Source organism: Paraburkholderia sp. MM5384-R2, from assembly GCF_014201025.1.
GTDB classification, from domain to species: Bacteria; Pseudomonadota; Gammaproteobacteria; order Burkholderiales; family Burkholderiaceae; genus Paraburkholderia; species Paraburkholderia tuberum.
In genome coordinates this window covers 20,919-36,931 of sequence record NZ_JACHDI010000020.1, presented here as the reverse complement: position 1 = coordinate 36,931, position 16,013 = coordinate 20,919, and the positions used below count along the sequence as shown (strand labels likewise).

The 16,013-nt window shown below is 63.5% G+C and carries 16 protein-coding genes; 8 read left to right on the top strand and 8 right to left on the bottom strand.

The window, feature by feature from the left end; all coding sequences use genetic code 11:
* Nucleotides 1-220: 220 nt before the first annotated feature.
* Genes HDG37_RS26985 through HDG37_RS26975 form a run of 3 tightly spaced genes read right to left on the bottom strand, consistent with a single transcriptional unit; the run spans nt 221 to nt 2,149 of the window.
* Nucleotides 221-1,171 (bottom strand): GGDEF domain-containing protein, encoded by a 951-nt coding sequence (locus HDG37_RS26985; RefSeq protein WP_184052744.1) that lies wholly within the window; start codon nt 1,169-1,171, stop codon nt 221-223.
* The gene (locus HDG37_RS26980) at nt 1,168-1,791 is read right to left on the bottom strand and encodes a chemotaxis protein CheC (RefSeq protein WP_184031036.1); all 624 of its coding nucleotides are present in this window, start codon (nt 1,789-1,791) and stop codon (nt 1,168-1,170) included. The genes HDG37_RS26985 and HDG37_RS26980 overlap by 4 nt, the downstream gene beginning before the upstream one ends.
* On the bottom strand, nt 1,784-2,149 hold the full coding sequence (locus HDG37_RS26975) for a response regulator (RefSeq protein WP_090808122.1): 366 nt from the start codon (nt 2,147-2,149) through the stop codon (nt 1,784-1,786). Before HDG37_RS26975 ends, HDG37_RS26980 begins: the two co-directional genes overlap by 8 nt.
* Nucleotides 2,150-2,755: 606 nt before the next feature.
* On the opposite strand from HDG37_RS26975, the gene HDG37_RS26970 reads away from it, so the two are divergent.
* Together HDG37_RS26970 and HDG37_RS26965 are read left to right on the top strand one after the other, a co-directional pair.
* The gene (locus tag HDG37_RS26970; RefSeq protein WP_184052742.1) at nt 2,756-5,050 is read left to right on the top strand and encodes a hybrid sensor histidine kinase/response regulator; all 2,295 of its coding nucleotides are present in this window, start codon (nt 2,756-2,758) and stop codon (nt 5,048-5,050) included.
* Nucleotides 5,051-5,285: 235 nt separating this feature from the next.
* Nucleotides 5,286-6,455 carry a hypothetical protein gene (locus HDG37_RS26965; RefSeq protein WP_184052740.1) on the top strand — a complete coding sequence of 390 codons (1,170 nt, stop codon included), beginning with the start codon at nt 5,286-5,288 and terminating at the stop codon, nt 6,453-6,455.
* A gap of 106 nt (nt 6,456-6,561) precedes the next feature.
* On the opposite strand, the gene HDG37_RS26960 is transcribed toward HDG37_RS26965, so the two are convergent.
* Complete coding sequence (locus HDG37_RS26960; protein ID WP_184031046.1) at nt 6,562-7,116, bottom strand: NADPH-dependent FMN reductase; 555 nt, start codon at nt 7,114-7,116, stop codon at nt 6,562-6,564.
* Between the two features lie 290 nt (nt 7,117-7,406).
* Between HDG37_RS26960 and HDG37_RS26955 the strand changes: the two genes are divergently transcribed.
* The 3 genes from HDG37_RS26955 to HDG37_RS26945 all read left to right on the top strand — a co-directional run bounded on the left by HDG37_RS26955 (nt 7,407) and on the right by HDG37_RS26945 (nt 9,176).
* The gene (locus tag HDG37_RS26955) at nt 7,407-7,622 is read left to right on the top strand and encodes a hypothetical protein (RefSeq protein ID WP_013092833.1); all 216 of its coding nucleotides are present in this window, start codon (nt 7,407-7,409) and stop codon (nt 7,620-7,622) included.
* A gap of 752 nt (nt 7,623-8,374) precedes the next feature.
* Nucleotides 8,375-8,983: an RNA polymerase factor sigma-70 gene (locus tag HDG37_RS26950; protein WP_184052738.1), complete on the top strand. Its 609-nt coding sequence runs from the start codon at nt 8,375-8,377 to the stop codon at nt 8,981-8,983.
* Nucleotides 8,964-9,176, top strand: a complete 213-nt coding sequence (locus HDG37_RS26945; RefSeq protein WP_184052736.1) for a zf-HC2 domain-containing protein — start codon at nt 8,964-8,966, stop codon at nt 9,174-9,176. The genes HDG37_RS26950 and HDG37_RS26945 overlap by 20 nt, the downstream gene beginning before the upstream one ends.
* 24 nt (nt 9,177-9,200) lie before the next feature.
* Here HDG37_RS26945 and HDG37_RS26940 read toward each other — a convergent pair whose 3' ends face one another.
* Together HDG37_RS26940 and HDG37_RS26935 are read right to left on the bottom strand one after the other, a co-directional pair.
* Nucleotides 9,201-9,491 (bottom strand): DUF1272 domain-containing protein, encoded by a 291-nt coding sequence (locus HDG37_RS26940; protein ID WP_184052734.1) that lies wholly within the window; start codon nt 9,489-9,491, stop codon nt 9,201-9,203.
* A 133-nt stretch (nt 9,492-9,624) separates the two neighbouring features.
* Nucleotides 9,625-10,272, bottom strand: coding sequence for a GntP family permease (locus HDG37_RS26935; RefSeq protein WP_260335057.1), 648 nt, complete (start codon nt 10,270-10,272; stop codon nt 9,625-9,627).
* A 272-nt stretch (nt 10,273-10,544) separates the two neighbouring features.
* Here HDG37_RS26935 and HDG37_RS26930 point away from each other — a divergent pair, with 272 nt between their 5' ends.
* Entirely contained in the window at nt 10,545-11,528 is a 984-nt protein-coding gene (locus HDG37_RS26930; RefSeq protein WP_184052732.1) for a sulfonate ABC transporter substrate-binding protein, read from the top strand.
* A gap of 54 nt (nt 11,529-11,582) precedes the next feature.
* Here HDG37_RS26930 and arsC read toward each other — a convergent pair whose 3' ends face one another.
* The gene (gene arsC, locus HDG37_RS26925) at nt 11,583-11,942 is read right to left on the bottom strand and encodes an arsenate reductase (glutaredoxin) (protein ID WP_184052730.1); all 360 of its coding nucleotides are present in this window, start codon (nt 11,940-11,942) and stop codon (nt 11,583-11,585) included.
* A gap of 724 nt (nt 11,943-12,666) precedes the next feature.
* Between arsC and parA the strand changes: the two genes are divergently transcribed.
* A complete protein-coding gene (parA, locus tag HDG37_RS26920) occupies nt 12,667-13,329 on the top strand; it encodes a ParA family partition ATPase (protein WP_013092840.1) in 663 nt (220 codons plus the stop codon).
* 24 nt (nt 13,330-13,353) lie between these two features.
* Nucleotides 13,354-14,409: a ParB/RepB/Spo0J family partition protein gene (locus HDG37_RS26915; RefSeq protein WP_184052728.1), complete on the top strand. Its 1,056-nt coding sequence runs from the start codon at nt 13,354-13,356 to the stop codon at nt 14,407-14,409.
* A gap of 58 nt (nt 14,410-14,467) precedes the next feature.
* Here HDG37_RS26915 and HDG37_RS26910 read toward each other — a convergent pair whose 3' ends face one another.
* A complete protein-coding gene (locus tag HDG37_RS26910; protein WP_184052726.1) occupies nt 14,468-15,817 on the bottom strand; it encodes a replication initiation protein in 1,350 nt (449 codons plus the stop codon).
* Nucleotides 15,818-16,013 lie beyond the last annotated feature (196 nt).

Below are 16,013 nucleotides of genomic sequence, written 5' to 3'. Positions count from 1 at the left end.
GGAGGCGCCCGCTGAAAGGCGTTCAAAGAGGTTTTTATGCCGACCCGCAGGGCAGTGGGCCCGCGCGCGCGGACACGCGCGAAACATCCGGCTGGGCGGCCGGAAACGGCGAAAAGTATAGCAATCTTTGCCGGTGACCGCAGTTTCGCCGGTCAATAGGGGGACGGGAAGGAAGGCCGCCGGGCGCGGCGGCCTCGACTGCGCCGCCCCCGCTAGCGAATCAGGCTCCCGCGAGCCGGAACGCGACCGCGCAGTTGCGGCCCTGACGCTTTGCGCTATAGAGCGCCGCGTCGGCCTCGTTGATCAGCACGTCGTAGGCGGGCACGCCGGCGCGCGCCGTCGCGCCGCCGAGGCTCGCCGTGACCGGCACGCTGGTGCCGATCAGCTCCACCGGCGTTTCCTCGATCACGCGACGGATCTTCTCGGCCACCAGCATCGCGTCGTCGAGCGGCGTGCACGGCAGCAGCAGCGCGAACTCTTCGCCGCCGAAGCGCCCGAACGTGTCCTGTGCGCGCACCACGCCGGCGACGCGCTGCGCCATCACACGCAGCACCGTATCGCCGACGCCATGACCGAACTGGTCGTTGATCTTCTTGAAGTGATCGAGGTCGAACAGCAACATCGACATCTCGCCGCCGTAGCGCTGCCAGCGCGTGAACTCGTCGCTCAGCCGCGTTTCGAAAAAGCGCCGGTTCGCGATGCCGGTCAGTCCGTCGCGATTCGCGTACTCCTGCAGCTTCGCAACTGCCTCCTCGCGTTCGCGCTGCACGATGCTCACATGCGTCACGTCGGAGATCGTCACGCACACGGCCACCACTTCACGACCGCGCATCAGCGGCATGAACGTGCAGTCCTGCTGCATGAAGTCGACCCCACCGGTGATCGGCCGGTCGTGATCGAACTTGAACAGATACGGGCGCTGCTCCCACGAGCTGAACGCAAAGCTGCCGAGCTGAAACACGCTCTCGATCTTGCGCGACAGCCACACGCGCGGCAGCTCCGGAAAGTTCTGATAGATCGAGTGGCCGACCACCTGCTCCGCCAACAGGCCGCTATGGTCCTGCATGAAGCGATTCCACATCAGCACGTTCAGTTCACGGTCGAGCACGAAGATGCCAAAACCGACCCGCTCGACCACGAGGTCGCTCAACGATTCCACGGAGACGTTCATATACTGGACAGCAGCGCATCGAGCGCTTCATTCATGTGTCGGATTGATTCTTCGGCCATCAGCATCACCAGATGCGCGCGAAAACTTTGATGTTCGAGCGCGAAATTCACTTCGACGAGCAGCGCCACCTGCCATTGCAGCACGCCGGGCTGGAACACTTCGTCGAGCGTCAGCGTGTCGCCGAGCATGCCCGGCGCGGAAAACACCGGCGTGCGGCCGAGCTGGTCGAGTATCGACGACACGCACGCGCCGGACAGCAGGTTCGCGACGTCGAGCATCAGTTCGCGCTCGCCGACCTCCTCGTAGCTCGAACGCGCGTACGGGTCGCGGACGAGCGAACACAGCTGCGCGATGCTGTCGCTGCGACAGATCACCAGCACCTCGCCCTTGATGTCCGAGCGAAAGCCCTGACGCACCGCGCTGACCGTGTCGTCGATATGGGTCATCTCGCGCAGCGTGCGCGCCGCGTCGCTCACCGCGACCATCCGCACGCGCGGCACCGACAGTTCGATGAACGAATCGAGCAGGCCCGCGAGCCGCGTCGCGGCCCGGCCCATCGCGAGATTGGCGATTTCCTGTAGCGCGTCGCGCTGGTCTTCGGTGAAGGCGGGCTCAGACATACAAGCCGTACTCCTTGAGGATGGGCAGGACCGCCTCCGGCGTCACCGGCTTGGCGATGAACGCGATCGCGCCGAGCTCGCGCACGCGCTGCTGGGCGAGCGGCTGCACGTCGGCGGAAACGACGATCACGAAGGTGTTGAGGTCCTCGTGCTGCAACGCTTCGAGGACCTGGTAGCCGGTCATGTCCGGCATCGTCAGGTCGAGGAACATTACCGATGCCTTGCCCTCGCGATACAGCGTGAGCGCCTCGTGCCCGTTCGTCGCGTAGGACACGTCGACTGCCCAGTCGGGCGGCAGTGCCTTCGTGAGCAACTTGCGGGCGAGCAGCGAATCGTCGGCGATCACAATGGGGAGCATGGCAACGGCGGGTCGGGCGGTTTGGGCGGGTCGGATAAAGGAATCGGCTGGTTCGTCTGCGCGCTTTCCGCGCCTGGTTGTGTGCGTATTTCGTTCGTCGCGACAGCGGAGGGTGGCACACCTTCGCGTGATGCCGACCGATGCGCGACCAGGTACAGTGGCGCCTGTCGAATTGCGATTGCCTTTGGCGAGAGGGGGTGCGAATGCAGCAGGACGCGTTTGGCGAACCTTGACGATCCGGCGTACAGAGGTGGCAACGGCCCTTTTTATCGTGACGAGGATTGTCGAAGTAAAGTCGCGCAAAAGCAACTCGCCAGAATCGGTCACGGTAACGATCTGTTTCTCTGCTAGGCGAATTTCAGAAATAGATCTATCGTCGGGGCAGACATTTTTTTATCTTTATCCTTTTGTGTACGTTTGCGCTTCCCGATTCGTCGCTGTTTTAAAGCCGCTCTTAAAGAACGGCCGGCACGACGGACGCCCATCCCCAACGCGTTGCGGCAAATTATTCCGTGCTGCGTCTATGCTTGTTCTGAAGGCGGCATGGTGCCGGCAACGGCCCGATACGGGGCTGCCACATCCGAACGACTTTTCGCGTCAACGACAATGACATCAGACCGGGTCGACTCCGCGCGCGCGGGCCGTCTTTCGCGTCGTCCTGCCCGCGAGCAGGACGACGCCTCGTTTCCCGCCGTGCCGGAACAGAATTTCCAGGTGCGTCGCATTACGCTGATCGCGCTGCTGGTCGCGGCGATCGTGCTGCCGTTCGTCTACGTCGCGGCGATGGCATTCGCCGATCTGCGCTCGCGCGAGGCCGACGCCACCGATCTGACGCTGCGCACGGTGCGGGTCGCCGAAGAACACGCGTTGAAGGTGTTCGACATGAACGAGACGCTGAACTCGCGCATCGTCGATCTGACCGACGGCCTCGACGACGACGGCATTCGCGCGCGCGAACACACGATTCACGACAAGTTGCGCACGATGGGCGGCGGCTATCCGCAGGTAGCCTCGGTGTCGATCTTCGGCCAGCAGGGCGCGCTGCTCGTGAGCAGCCGCCTGTATCCGTCGCCGGAAAATTCGATCGGCCAGCGCGACGATTTCGTCGGCATCCGCGACGGCAACGAGCTCGAACGCGTGTCGAAAGTGATGGCGGGGCATGTGAGCGGCGAGCAGGTGTTCAACATGGGCGTCGAGCGCCAGGCGCCCAATGGCTCGTTCGCGGGCGTCGTGTCGATCGCGCTGCGGCCCAGCTATTTCGACGCGTTCTATCGCGAGTTGCTCGGCAGCAGCGACGCTACGCCGATGATCATGAGCCTCGTGCGCACCGACGGCGCGGTGCTCGCGCATTACCCGCGCGGCCCACGCGAGCCGACCGCGCTCGCGTCCGATTCGCCGTTCGCCGAAGCGGTCAGGCAGGGGCAGCGCTCCGGCGTCGTGCGGATGCGCTCGAGCTTCGCCGGCGGCAACCTGATCGTCGCCTTCCGGCACGTCGGCTCGTATCCGGTCTACGTGCTGTGCGGCTATCGCACGTCGGCGATCTGGGCCGCCTGGTACAAGCACCTGAGCGTGCTGGTCCTGTCGATGTTCACGCCGTCGATCGCGCTGTGGTGCGTGATCTGGCTGTCGCTGCGCCGCCTCGGCGCCGAAGAGGAAGCGTGGCAGCGTTGGCAGGCCGAGGCATCGATGCGCCGCTCGATCGAATCCGCGTACCGCCAGTCGCGCAAGATGGAAGCGCTCGGCACGCTGGTCGGCAGCGTCGCGCACGACTTCAACAACCTGCTGATGATCCTGTCGGCCAACGTGCAGATCGTGCGACGGCGCGGCGTCGGCGGACTGGAGCGCGAACTGTCGGCGATGGAGCGCGCGCTGAAGAGCGGCCAGTCGCTGACGCGGCAGCTGCTCGGCGTCGCGCGCAAGCAGCCGCTGCGCACCGAGACGCTGTCGCTCGAACGCTGGCTGCCGTCGTGCCGCGAACTGCTGCGCGCGTCGCTCGGCGCGAAGGTGTCGCTCGTGATCAATAGCAGCGTTGATACCTGGCCGGTGCGCGTCGACGTCGCCGAGCTCGAGCTCGCGCTGATCAACGTCGCCGTCAATGCGCGCGATGCGATGGCCAACGGCGGGCGCTTCACGGTGCGCGCGAGCAATGTCGTGTTCCGTCACGAGGACGGCTTTCCGCTGACCGGCGAGTTCGTGCAACTGTCGCTCGAGGACACCGGCGCCGGTATGGCGCCCGACGTGCTCGCGCGCGCGTTCGAGCCGCTTTTCACGACCAAGCCCAAAGGCATGGGCACGGGACTCGGGTTGCCGCAGGTCTTCGCGTTCTGCGAGGGCTCGGGCGGGCTCGCGGCAATCGACAGCGCGATCGGCGCGGGCACCTCGGTGCGGCTCTATCTGCCGCGCGCGTCGACCGAGCCGCACACGGCCGGGCCTGCAGAAGCGCTAGCGACCGAAAGCGGCGTGCCACAGGGTCTGCGCGTGCTGCTCGTCGAGGACAACGAAGAAGTCGCCGCCGGCACCGAGGCGCTGCTGCAGATGATGGGTCATCAGGTCACCTGCGTGTTCAACGCCGACACGGCGCTGCGTGTACTCGACGACGCCCGCGCGAAGCGTGCGAGCACCGGCGAGCCGCTGCCGTTCGATCTGGTGCTGTCGGACATCCACATGCCCGGCAAGATGAACGGCATCGATCTGGCCGAAGCGGTGCTCAGGTTCGACCCACAGCTGCCGGTCATCCTCGTCACCGGCTACGCGGAAGAGCTCGACCGCGCGCGGCACGCGAACGTGCGCGTGCTGTCCAAGCCGTTCGATATCGGACTGCTGGAGCAACTGCTCGAAACGATCCAGCACGACGCCGTGCAAACGAGCAACGATGCCGCCACGCATCCGGCCGATACCTGATGTCGACGTCATGCCGGCGTCATTTACCGGGCCTTGTAAAAAGCGCGGCGCTTACACGCCGCGCTTTTTTCATCGTGAGCCCGCGTCATGCGTAGCACGCCGGGCAGCGCGGCCGCGCATGGGACGCGGCTGCGCCGCGCGGCGGTGCGGGGCATGAAGGTTGCTTGCCTGCACACGGCAAGGGGACGACGCCGCGAGCGTCGCCCTTTCCAGCAGAACATGTCGGGAGACAACGATGCAACATACCGTGATTGGTTTATTCGACACTTACATGCAGGCCGAAACCGCCCGCGACACGCTCGTGCAAACCGGCTTTGCGCGCGAGAAGATCGAGTTGCAGGCGAACGCCGAACCTTCGGTTGGCTCGGCCACCAGCGAAGTCGCCAACGCGGGCGTGCTCGCGAATATCGAGCGCTTTCTCGCCAGCCTGTTCTCGACCGGGCCGCGCTCATCGGACACCGCGCGTTATGCCGAGGCGATGCGGCGCGGCGCGGTGCTCGTGTGCGTCCACGCGGCAAGCGAGTCGCATGCGGAGCTGGCGCGCAATACGCTCGTGCGGCTCGGCGCGACGGATATCGGTGACCGCCCGCCCGAGGCGGGCACGCCGGCCGCCACCGACCGCGACCACTCGATACTCGATGAGCTGGGCATCGGCGCGGTGATGCCGGGAACGCCGCGCACGTCGAGCGTAACGACCGAGGCGGTTGCGACGCCCGGGATGCGCGACACCACTGCGACACCGGGGGCGGCGGGCGTGAGTTCGAGCAGCGGCGCAGCGGGTGCGGCGGCCATGACCGAATCGACCGGAATCGCCGGCGCGACGGGCGCCACTTCGACGACCGGTACGACCGCACCCGACACCATGCCCCCTCCCGCCACCCCGCGCCCTGATCCGCTGACCGCCATGCCGCCGGCGGACATCGGCGCCGCCGCCAGGCCGTTCGCGCCGCCGCCGATCAGCGAACGGCCGATGAGCGATCCGGTCAACGAACCCATCGTCGATCCGCTCGCTGGCGATGCGGGACGCAGCGCGATCGCGGCCGGCTCGGTACCAGGTTCGGGCGCGGTGATGCAGCCGTCCGACATCGTCCCCGAAGGCGGGCAGCCGGGCACCGGTCCCGGCGCGCAGATGCCGAACGAATATCTGGAGTACGAAGAAGATTTCCGCGCGCACTACGACGAGCAGTACGCAGCCGCGAACGCGCGCTACGAAGACTATGTGCCGGCCTATCGCTACGGCGCGGAGATCGCTCGCGACGCGCGATTCCGCAATCGTCCGTGGGATGAGATCGAGCCCGAAGCACGCCGCCATTGGGAAACCACGTCGCCGCACAGCACGTGGGAGCGCTTCAAGCTCGCGGTGCGTCACGGCTGGGAGCGGGCAACCGGCCATCACCACGTGTAGGCGATGCGCCGAGCGACACGAGCGCGGCCGCCTTACGCGGCGCGCGCTGTGTTCGCGTTGCTTCGGCGGATGGGGTCAGGACGCGGTCAGCGGCGCTGAGGCTCGGCTACACCGCCCCGTGCCGCTTGATCCACGTGACGTAGCGGTCCATGAACGTCTGCAGGAACTTGCGCGTGCCGTCGTTGACGATCTCGCCTTTTTCGTTGATCACCGCTGGATCGTGCTTGATGAACACCTCGGGCTGCCCCATCGCCGCGACGTCGAGATAGGCGAGCACGTTGCGCAGATGCTGCTGAGCGAGCGCGCTACCGGTCGCACCGACCGAGGTGCCGATCACCGCGCCGGGCTTGTTGGCCCACGAGTTGGTGCCCCACGGCCGCGAGCCCCAGTCGAGCGCGTTTTTCAGCACGCCCGGTATCGAGCGGTTGTATTCGGGCGTCACGAACAGCAGACCGTCCGCGGCTTGCACGCGCTCCTTGAGCTTCTTGCCGGCTTCGGGATAGTCGGCGTCGTAGTCCTGGGAGTACAGCGGCAAGGAGCCGATATCGATGTATTCGAAGGTGAAATCGGCTGGAGCGAGGGAAATCACCGCCTGAGCCAGCTGACGATTGAACGAATCCCGCCGCAGGCTGCCGACGACCACTGCAATGTGATAGGCCATGTTCGCTTCCTCAGGTAAGGCGCTCGACGCGCAGAGAGTACGAACTGTCCATCATAGGCAAAAGCCGCGCGAAACGCCCAGGCCCTGGCGGATTTGGCCAGGTCGTAGCGGATCGGGAAGGATTCTTGCGGCACCTGACGGTGGATAACCTCGCGGTTCGAAAAGTTATCCACAGATTCGCTGAATAACCTTGTGGATAAGTGGAACTTTTGCCTTGCCAATCAAGCATGCCTTCGGGCCACGGCGATCTGAGGCAAATGGACACCATCGACATTCTGGAGGACCGGATCATGAGTCTCGACTATGCAGGAAAATCCCACGACGAAGCGGTCGCCGCGCGCAAGAAAGCGCGGCAGCGCGCGCAGGAGCCGGCGGGCGGCGAGATGGCCGTCGACGGCGTCGAAGCCGATGCCACGCATAGCTGCGGCGAGTTGTCGGAACAAGGCAAACAGGTGTGGCGCACGGGCGCCGGACTCGATGGCGGAGGGAAGGCGCCGAGCCGCTAGGACTCGCGGGGGTTGTCCGTCGGCCGCGGCTAGAAGGGGCCGCTCGACGCCGCCGTATCCCCATGCAGGCCGAATGCTGAATACTGGAATACGAAAGGGCGCCGTTGCCGGCGCCCTTTTCTCATGCTTCCTTGCTGCGTATTTCGACGTGCCGATCAGTTGCCAAAAAATACGTTGCAGTATGACGCCGGGCCGTTGCAGGTCGAAGCCGGAGCGTCGGCGTGAGCGACACCCGAAGCCGCTGCGAACAGCGCGGCCGAAGCGATCAGGGCGGAGAAAATGCGTTTCATGGTGTGCGTCCTCGTTTGTGCGTGGGTTGCGCGATCCGATGCGATCGATGGCGTGAAGAATAGCGAGCGAACCCGCGTCCACAAACAGCGAAGACGAGAAGACATTGTTTTATAAATTGAAATAATCGCTATTGCGTGGTCGCGTTGAATGGGTGGTCGACCGCGACGCGTTGATCGGCCCGTATGGCGATCCGACCGCCTTGTCGCGCAGGCTCGAAATATCATTTCTTGCAACAATTAATTTCCGGTGTCATAAACTGCCGCGCCGCGCGACGAAGCTCCTCAGGCATCGATTGCCAAGGGCATATGTTCAATACCGATTCGCTAGGGCAGGAACGTGAGGGAGAATGGCGCACGCATCTGCAAACCGTGCGAGGACGACCATCTGCTCATGAATCACGACGTTTCAGGACGACACGCGCAGCGCAGCGCGCGGCCGACAGCGCAGCGACGGAGCATGCCGTGACGCAGCCAGGCGCTCCCTCGCTGGACGATCCCATCTATCTCGCGCAATTGCGGCGTGACCTCGTGCGCTTCGCCCGTCTGCAATTGCGCGATGCCGCGGCCGCCGAGGACGCCGTGCAGGAAGCGCTGACCGCCGCGTGGACTCAGGCCACACGTTTCGCCGCGCAGTCGGAGCACAAGACCTGGGTGTTCGGCATCCTGCGCCATAAGCTCGTCGACACGCTGCGCGCGCGCCAGCGCACGGTCAATCTGTCGGCGCTCGAAGCCGAACTCGACGGCGAGGCGCTGCTTGATCGCGAGCTCTTCAAGGACAACGGCCACTGGTCGCGCGAGACCAAACCGCGTCCGTGGCCGACACCCGAAACTGCATTGCGCCAGCAGCAATTCTGGACGCTGTTCGAGATGTGCCTCGAGCATTTGCCCGAGCACATTGGACGCGTGTTCATGATGCGGGAGTTTCTCGACCTCGACATCGCGGCGATCTGCGCCGAACTGCAGATCAACGCGAATCATTGCAGCGTGCTGATCTATCGCGCGCGGCTGCGGCTGCGCACGTGCCTGAGCGAAAAAGGCCTATCCAGCGAGGATGCGAATGGGGAAATGTAAGGACATCACGCGGCTGCTATCCGATGCGCTCGACCGCTCCCTGTCGACTGGCGAATGGCTCGCGATCCGCCTGCATCTGCCGACCTGCAGCGGGTGCCGGAACTATCGCAAACAGATCCGCCTGCTGCGGGTCGCCGCGCATGTGGCGAGCGGCGTGGCGAACGAGGATGGAAAGGTGAGCGGCGACGAGTGATTTGCCGCGTTGCAACACCGTAGTTCAGCGCTCGCCGATCGGCACGTCGCGATAGCGTTCGAAAAAGCGAGCATGCGATGCTTCATCGATGCCGACAGGATGCGCATCGGCACGCGCCGGATGTTTGGCGAGTTGCGCGCGGGTGCGAATCGGCCGATGCGCGAAATTGCCGCCGCAATTCGGACACACGTTGCGCACCCTCGTCAGCGCGCAGACCTCGCAGAACCTGCATTCGTAGGTGCAGATCATTGCGTCGGGCGCGTTCGGCGGAAGTGACTTGCCGCAGCCTTCGCAGGTTGGTCGCAATTCGAGCATGACGGTGGCTCCTGTTGTTGATGACGCGAGGCGCGGCTTGCTGCCTGGCGTCGCGTGAGGTTCTGCGCGCGTGTTCCGCTGTGCGCGCGTCAATACGCTGCCCAAATGGGTGAGGCTGTCACGCGCGCCGTGCTCACGTCAACGCGCTCCACAGCACGAGCGTGAACGCAAGACCGACGACCGATACGATCGTCTGCAAGACCGACCACACCAGCACAGTCTGTTTAAGCTGGAGTCCGAAATATTCGCGGAGCATCCAGAAGTCGGCGTGGTTCACATGGCAGAAGAACACCGAGCCGGTGCCGATCGCGAGCGCCATCAGCGAATTGTGCGTCGCGCCGAGGCCCGCGACGATCGGCGCGACGATGCCGGCCGTCGTCGTCGTGGCGACCGTCGCCGAGCCGGTGGCCTGAGGCAGCGCGACGGCGATCAACCAGGCGAGCAAGATCAGCGGCATATGCGCCCCGACCGCGATCTTGCCGATCGTCGCGCTGATGCCAGCGACGACGAGCGCCTGTTTCAGGCCGCCGCCCGCGCCGATCGTCAGCAACAGCGCGGCGATCGGCGGCAGGCTTTTGCGCAGAATGCCCCCGACCAGGCCGCCGCCCGCGCCGATCGTCAGCAACAGCGCGGCGATCGGCGGCAGGCTTTTTGCGCAGAATGCCCCCGACGCGCTCGCGCGCCATGCCGCGCGACCAACCGAGCGCGACACCGCGAACAGCACGGTGAGGCCCAGCGCGATCAGCGGCTCGCCAAGAAAATTCAGTGTCTCGAAGAACAACGTTTCGGGCTCGACCAGCAGCTTCGCGACAAACCGAGATCGGCGTGCAACGCGCTCACCGCGATCAGCGGACCCGGATGCGGCGGCAGCAGCGTTTTGCCGGTCGATTCTAGCGGGAGGGGATAGGTTGGGCTTTGGGCAATGCTTCGCTACTGCCGCATGATTTGCTTATGCGAATTTATCGGTTCGTCCAGGCTCGCAGACGAATTATCGTCGGAGTCAATCGGACCATCTTTGGGCGTCCGTTAAATTCTTTTTCGACGAGTATTCTCATGTCCCGTGATCCGCTGCTGATGCGCCGTACGTTTCTGGCCGGCGTAGGCGCGACGATGGCCGCCGCCGCGTTGCCGGTCTTCACCACCGCCGCATTTGCCGCCGATGAACATGCAAAAGAACTTCGCATCGGATATCAGAAAGCCGCAAGCACCCTGGTATTGCTGAAGGCGCACGGCACGCTCGAAAAGCGGCTCGCGCCACTTGGCATCACGGTCAAATGGACCGAGTTTCCGGCTGGGCCGCAATTGCTGGAAGGGCTGAACGTCGGCGCGATCGATTTCGGCTATGTGGGCGAAGCGCCGCCCGTGTTCGCGCAGGCCGCGGGCGCCAATTTCGTCTACACGGCGTATGAAATTCCGACGCCGCACGCCGAAGGCATCCTCGTGCATCCGGACGCGCCAATCAAAACCTTGGCCGATTTGAAGGGAAAGAGGATTGCGCTGAACAAGGGCTCGGATGTGCACTGGTTTCTCGTCGCCGCGTTGCAGAAGAACGGCGTGAGGTTCGGCGAGATCCAACCCGTGTATCTGCCGCCCGCCGATGCACGAGCGGCCTTCGAGCGCGGTGCGGTCGATGCGTGGGCGATCTGGGATCCGTTCCTCGAAGCCGCCAGGCGGCAAACGAACGCGCGGCAGCTCGCCGATGCCGAGGGTATCGTGAGTCACCACCAGTTCTTTCTGAGCGCGCGGCCCTTCGCGCAACAGAACGGCGACGTCCTTGCGATCGTGATCGATGAAGTCGGCAAGGAAGGGGAGTGGGTGCGCGGCCATTACAGCGAGGCCGCCGCCCGACTCGCGCCGATTCAAGGGCTCGACGCGAGCGTGATCGAATCAGGCTTGCGGCATTACGCGCATATCTACAAGCCCGTCGACGCGAACGTACTTGCGGAACAACAGCGCATCGCGGATACGTTCACCGAACTGCATCTGATTCCGACGAAGATCGTGACCAAGGATGCCGCGCTGTCCGGCAAAGCGTAGCGCAGCAGTTCGAGTCCGCATTGCCCACATCGTTTTACTTCGACGGTCGGGCGATCAGGCGAAAAGCGCGGCGACATTTTCCGGCGGGCGGCCAATGACAGCCCGTCCGTTTTTGACGACGATCGGCCGTTGCAACAGAATCGGATGCTTCGCCAATGCTTCATAGATCTGGGCGTCCATCAGCGACGTGTCGGCAAGCTTGAGCTCTTTATATTCGGCCTCGGTGTCGCGGATCATTTCGCGGACGGGACAGCCGAGTTGAGCATTGAGCTTCTCGAGCTCTGCGACGGTGAGTGGCTTCTTCAGATATTCGACGATTTCCGTCGCTTCGTTTGTGGAGTTGTAGGTGTTCGCGACGAGTTCGCAGGTGGTGCGAGATTTGGAGCAGCGCGGGTTGTGGTAGATGGTGATCATGGCTGGATTCGGGGCTTACGCCGTTGAAGGCGGTGACGGTTAGAAGGGTTCGGGAATTTTAGCGGGTGACTTGATGACGTGGCGCGGGATGACTGCGCCGCATCCGCGTTGTTTGAATCATCGGCAAGGTGGGTCGGTTTATGCGCATAAACCGACGCTGCCTTCAAGGCGAGTGGAAACAGTTTAATGCTGGCACCCTGAGTTCTAGTCGCACCTGAGATTTGCTCGCGCGGGCGCGATTCAAACGACAACCTATATCCCCCGCAGATGCGGCGCCGGATGCACGTTTGCCGCTTGCTGCCATGTCTGGGGAGAATCGGCGTCGGACGAATTCATGACGAATGGTCCCTCCGGGCCAATTCGCACGCGAACTTTATGCGCATAAAGTCTGGCACCTCTCACCTCTTTGGCCGCTCAGATGCGTGCGCTCCTTTTCTCTGCGCATCAGCCCGAGAATCGCGCACAGTCACCGACGACTGTGCACGCAGTGCGCGAGCACTCGTTACTTTCCCTTTGCCGCCGCCGGACAGCGATCAGCAACGCTTAAGCCCCAGTCCACGCTTGCTCTGATATCCCGCAAGACCCCGGGCACACGTCCGATGCCTCTTTATGCGCATAAACCCTTTGCCGAATGGACAATTTCCGAACTGCGCTTACGCAAATCATTTGAAATAGCAATTCAACCAGGTAAAATCCATTTGCGTCTAAAAAGAGGAGGTGAAATTTGGCGGCAGAAATCATCGCGGTAACACAGCAGAAAGGCGGGGTCGGGAAGAGCACCATCGCGATGCATCTCGGCGCTGCATTTCACGAGAAAGGCAAACGCGTTCTCGTCGTCGACGCGGATGGCCAAAACACTTTGATTCACTGGGCCAGCGCTGCCTCCGACGGCGACATCGGTATTCCATTCGCCGTCGTCAACCTGTCCGAAGCAGGCAGCCAGATCCATCGCGAGATCAAGAAATTCGTGGCTGACTACGACATCATCGTCGTCGACTGCCCGCCCTCCATCACCGAAAAAGTCTCAGGCGTCGTTCTGCTCGCGGCGAGCGTCGCGGTTATCCCAACTTCCTCGTCCCCAGCCGATTACTGGTCGAGCATCGGCCTCGTCAAGCTGGTCCAGCAAGCGCAGGTCATGAACGAAGACCTCCGAGCCGTGTTCCTGCTCAACAAGACTGAAGAGAAACGGATGCTGACGCGCGAACTGAAGCGCGCGCTCGAAGAACTCGGCTTCCCTCTTCTCAAGACCCAGATTCCCACGCGCGAAGCCTACAAGCAGGCAATGGCGTTAGGGCAAACGGTGCTTCAGATGAACGACCGCGGCGCGAAGCTCGCCGCGCTCGAAGTACGGGCGTGCGCCAACGAGATCGCCGCCTTGCTCCCGTGAATTTATGCGCATAAAGGACCCTGAATGAAACCGTCCCAGTTCGCCAAAGGCTTTCAAGCACGTCCTGACACGACCAGCAGCGAAAAGCGCACCGCGCTCGACCGTCTGAATGCGATCGACGGCCTGGTCAGAAACGAGCCGAAAACTCCCACGATCGCCGGGCGTCCGATTCCGGCCGTCTTGCCGTCGCGTCTGCAGGACGCGGAGATTCCTGATCCGGACAACGAATCGGCGGCCTACCGCGCCTGGAGGCTCGAACACGGCTATCGTCCCGGCCAGATCATCGAACTGGCGCTCAAGACGATCAAGCCGAGCCCGTTCAATCCACGGTACTTCTATGTGAAGTCGTCGATTGCGGAGCTTGCCGTCAATCTGGCGAAGCAGGGGCAACAGCAGGCGATTCACGTCATTCCCGACTATGACAACCCTGGCACCTACTTCGTCAGTGACGGCGGCAGACGGGTGCGTGCGCTGAAAGAAGCGAACAAGGAGTCGGTGAAAGCGATCGTCATCGATCTGCCGGTCGGCATCCAGAGCTACAAGCTCGGTTACGACCTCAACGTGCAGCGCGACTCGCAGACGGTGTTCGACAACGCGGTCGTGTGGCGACGCTTTCTCGACGAGCGGCATTTCCAGAGCCAGAAGGAACTGGCCGAACATCTCGGCCTCGACGAATCGACGGTCGCAGTCGCGCTGTCCATCGCCAAACTCCCGGAAACCGTGATGCAGGAGATGGTCGCGCGCCCTGACCGCTTCGGCTCGAACATGGCGTATCAGGTGGGCCGCTACCACACGGCTCGCGGCGCGGAGGCGACACTGCGACTGATCAACCGGATCCTTTCCGATGATCTGAGCACACGCCAGGTCGCCGACATCGTCAAAGGCCGAGCGACCTCGCAGGAAAGCGTCAAACCGGCGGGCCGGCAGCGCTACGCCCAACGTCTGGAAATCAAGCTTGGTGGTGTGTCGGTCGGCGATCTGAAGTCGTATGGGGACGACCGGCTCGAGTTGCGCCTGAAAGGCCTCACGCGTGAAAAGCGCGACGACATCCTGCGGCAGATCGAGAAGATGCTGAAGTAAGACGTGAGGGCGGTGCGCATGCACCGCCGCCTGGATTTCAAAGGCAGTTATCGACCCATCAGGCCGCGCGCGACTGGCTCAGCGTAAAGGCGAGCAGATCGCCGTCGGTCGGTTCGCCCCAGGTCCTGTGCGCGAGCCAGTCGAAGAACGCCGTTTCGACGATCTTCGAGTCGAGCCCGCGACGCCGCCAGTCGTCGCGCATGTGCGTGCCGAGCCCTGGCAATTCTTCTTCCTCGAACGACTGTCGCGCGATATCACGCTCCGACTCGCCCTGTTCGTTGTACAACTCGTAGGCCTGCTTGCGACGGTAAGCCGAGTATTCGCCGAGCAGACGCGCCTTCAGATCGTCGGCCGGCGACGCCGCGGCCTTGCCGGTGCCGCCACCCGCGGACAGCGCCTCGACCGGCGGCGCATAGCCTTTCTTCAACGCATCCTTGAACAGCGCCGGCGCACTGCGCACCGGCGGCAGTGACGTGCTGCGCATACGCTGCTCGGTCATCTGCAGCGCCGCGCGGATCCGGTTCTCCTCGCTGTCCGCATAAAGCGTCTGCGCCTCCTTGAGCGGAATGCCGATCTTCACCATCCGGTCGACCAGCGTGCTGTCGAACACGTTCGGATGTTCGTCGAGCGCGAGCATCGGCTGCTTGCGCTCGGTCACGCGGAACTGGATTTCAGCGACGCGCCGACCCTCGCGATGCTCGATCAGCTCGACAAAAATGTTCGTGACCGCGTTGACCTCGGCGATGGCCGGACGCAGGTAGTCGCGCTTGAAATACTTGTACTCGCGCTTCGCCTCGTCGCCGGCTTCAGTGTCCGGCGTGCCCGACAGAATCGGCCGCCACCATTCCCAGGTCTCGCGCATCGTCAGGTGGCTGGGGTTGGTCAGGTAGCGCACGCAGATCTCGTAGAGTGCGAGGCCCGCGCTGCTGCGCAGCTGGCTCTGGAACTGCAGACTCAGCCGCGCATACTGAACCGGATCGAGCAGTTTCTTCTTGATCTTCGGCGCAAACGAAAACTCGACCCAGACGCGACGCGTGGTCGGATCTTCGAGAATTTCCGCGTCCGCGATCAGCGTCGAAATACCCCATTTGCGGCCAGGCTTCTGACTCGACGTGCCGGTGCTCCACTCGACCTGCACCGACACCATGCGGCGCAGATGCTCCTTGACGAGCGCGGTGTCATTGGAATCGAACGCGGAATTGGCGACGATGTCGGACAGCAGCGCCCGATAGGTGTCGCCCGATTCATCCGCTTGCTGGGCCACCGCGAGTAACACGTTAAATAGCTTGCGCGTGAGCAGCGTGATTTTGCCGCTCTTGGGCTGGATCGCGATCGCCTCGACGGCTTTGCGCAGCTCAGCCGAGCTCGGGCTGACAACATCGGTCTTTTTCGCGCGCTTGGTGGCCATGCGTCGGGGTGAGGAGGGGATTTCGCGAGAGCATACCGGCTGTGGTGATACGCGTCTATAGCGCCCATCTCACCATTGCCGGTGAAGCGAGTTTACGAAGCGCAACTCACCTCGAGCAACTCCCGAAAACCCTCACCTCGTGTGCGTGCCGCCAGGATCGGGCTCTCCTTGCCGGCCGCGGCGTTTGCGAATCGGG

What these genes read in the sequence shown, in the direction of transcription:
- HDG37_RS26985 (WP_184052744.1), bottom strand. Translation starts at nt 1,171, where the DNA reads ATGAACGTCTCCGTGGAATCGTTGAGCGACCTCGTGGTCGAGCGGGTC.
- HDG37_RS26980 (WP_184031036.1), bottom strand. Translation starts at nt 1,791, where the DNA reads ATGTCTGAGCCCGCCTTCACCGAAGACCAGCGCGACGCGCTACAGGAA.
- HDG37_RS26975 (WP_090808122.1), bottom strand. Translation starts at nt 2,149, where the DNA reads ATGCTCCCCATTGTGATCGCCGACGATTCGCTGCTCGCCCGCAAGTTG.
- HDG37_RS26970 (WP_184052742.1), top strand. Translation starts at nt 2,756, where the DNA reads ATGACATCAGACCGGGTCGACTCCGCGCGCGCGGGCCGTCTTTCGCGT.
- HDG37_RS26965 (WP_184052740.1), top strand. Translation starts at nt 5,286, where the DNA reads ATGCAACATACCGTGATTGGTTTATTCGACACTTACATGCAGGCCGAA.
- HDG37_RS26960 (WP_184031046.1), bottom strand. Translation starts at nt 7,116, where the DNA reads ATGGCCTATCACATTGCAGTGGTCGTCGGCAGCCTGCGGCGGGATTCG.
- HDG37_RS26955 (WP_013092833.1), top strand. Translation starts at nt 7,407, where the DNA reads ATGAGTCTCGACTATGCAGGAAAATCCCACGACGAAGCGGTCGCCGCG.
- HDG37_RS26945 (WP_184052736.1), top strand. Translation starts at nt 8,964, where the DNA reads ATGCGAATGGGGAAATGTAAGGACATCACGCGGCTGCTATCCGATGCG.
- HDG37_RS26940 (WP_184052734.1), bottom strand. Translation starts at nt 9,491, where the DNA reads ATGCTCGAATTGCGACCAACCTGCGAAGGCTGCGGCAAGTCACTTCCG.
- HDG37_RS26930 (WP_184052732.1), top strand. Translation starts at nt 10,545, where the DNA reads ATGTCCCGTGATCCGCTGCTGATGCGCCGTACGTTTCTGGCCGGCGTA.
- arsC (WP_184052730.1), bottom strand. Translation starts at nt 11,942, where the DNA reads ATGATCACCATCTACCACAACCCGCGCTGCTCCAAATCTCGCACCACC.
- HDG37_RS26915 (WP_184052728.1), top strand. Translation starts at nt 13,354, where the DNA reads ATGAAACCGTCCCAGTTCGCCAAAGGCTTTCAAGCACGTCCTGACACG.
- HDG37_RS26910 (WP_184052726.1), bottom strand. Translation starts at nt 15,817, where the DNA reads ATGGCCACCAAGCGCGCGAAAAAGACCGATGTTGTCAGCCCGAGCTCG.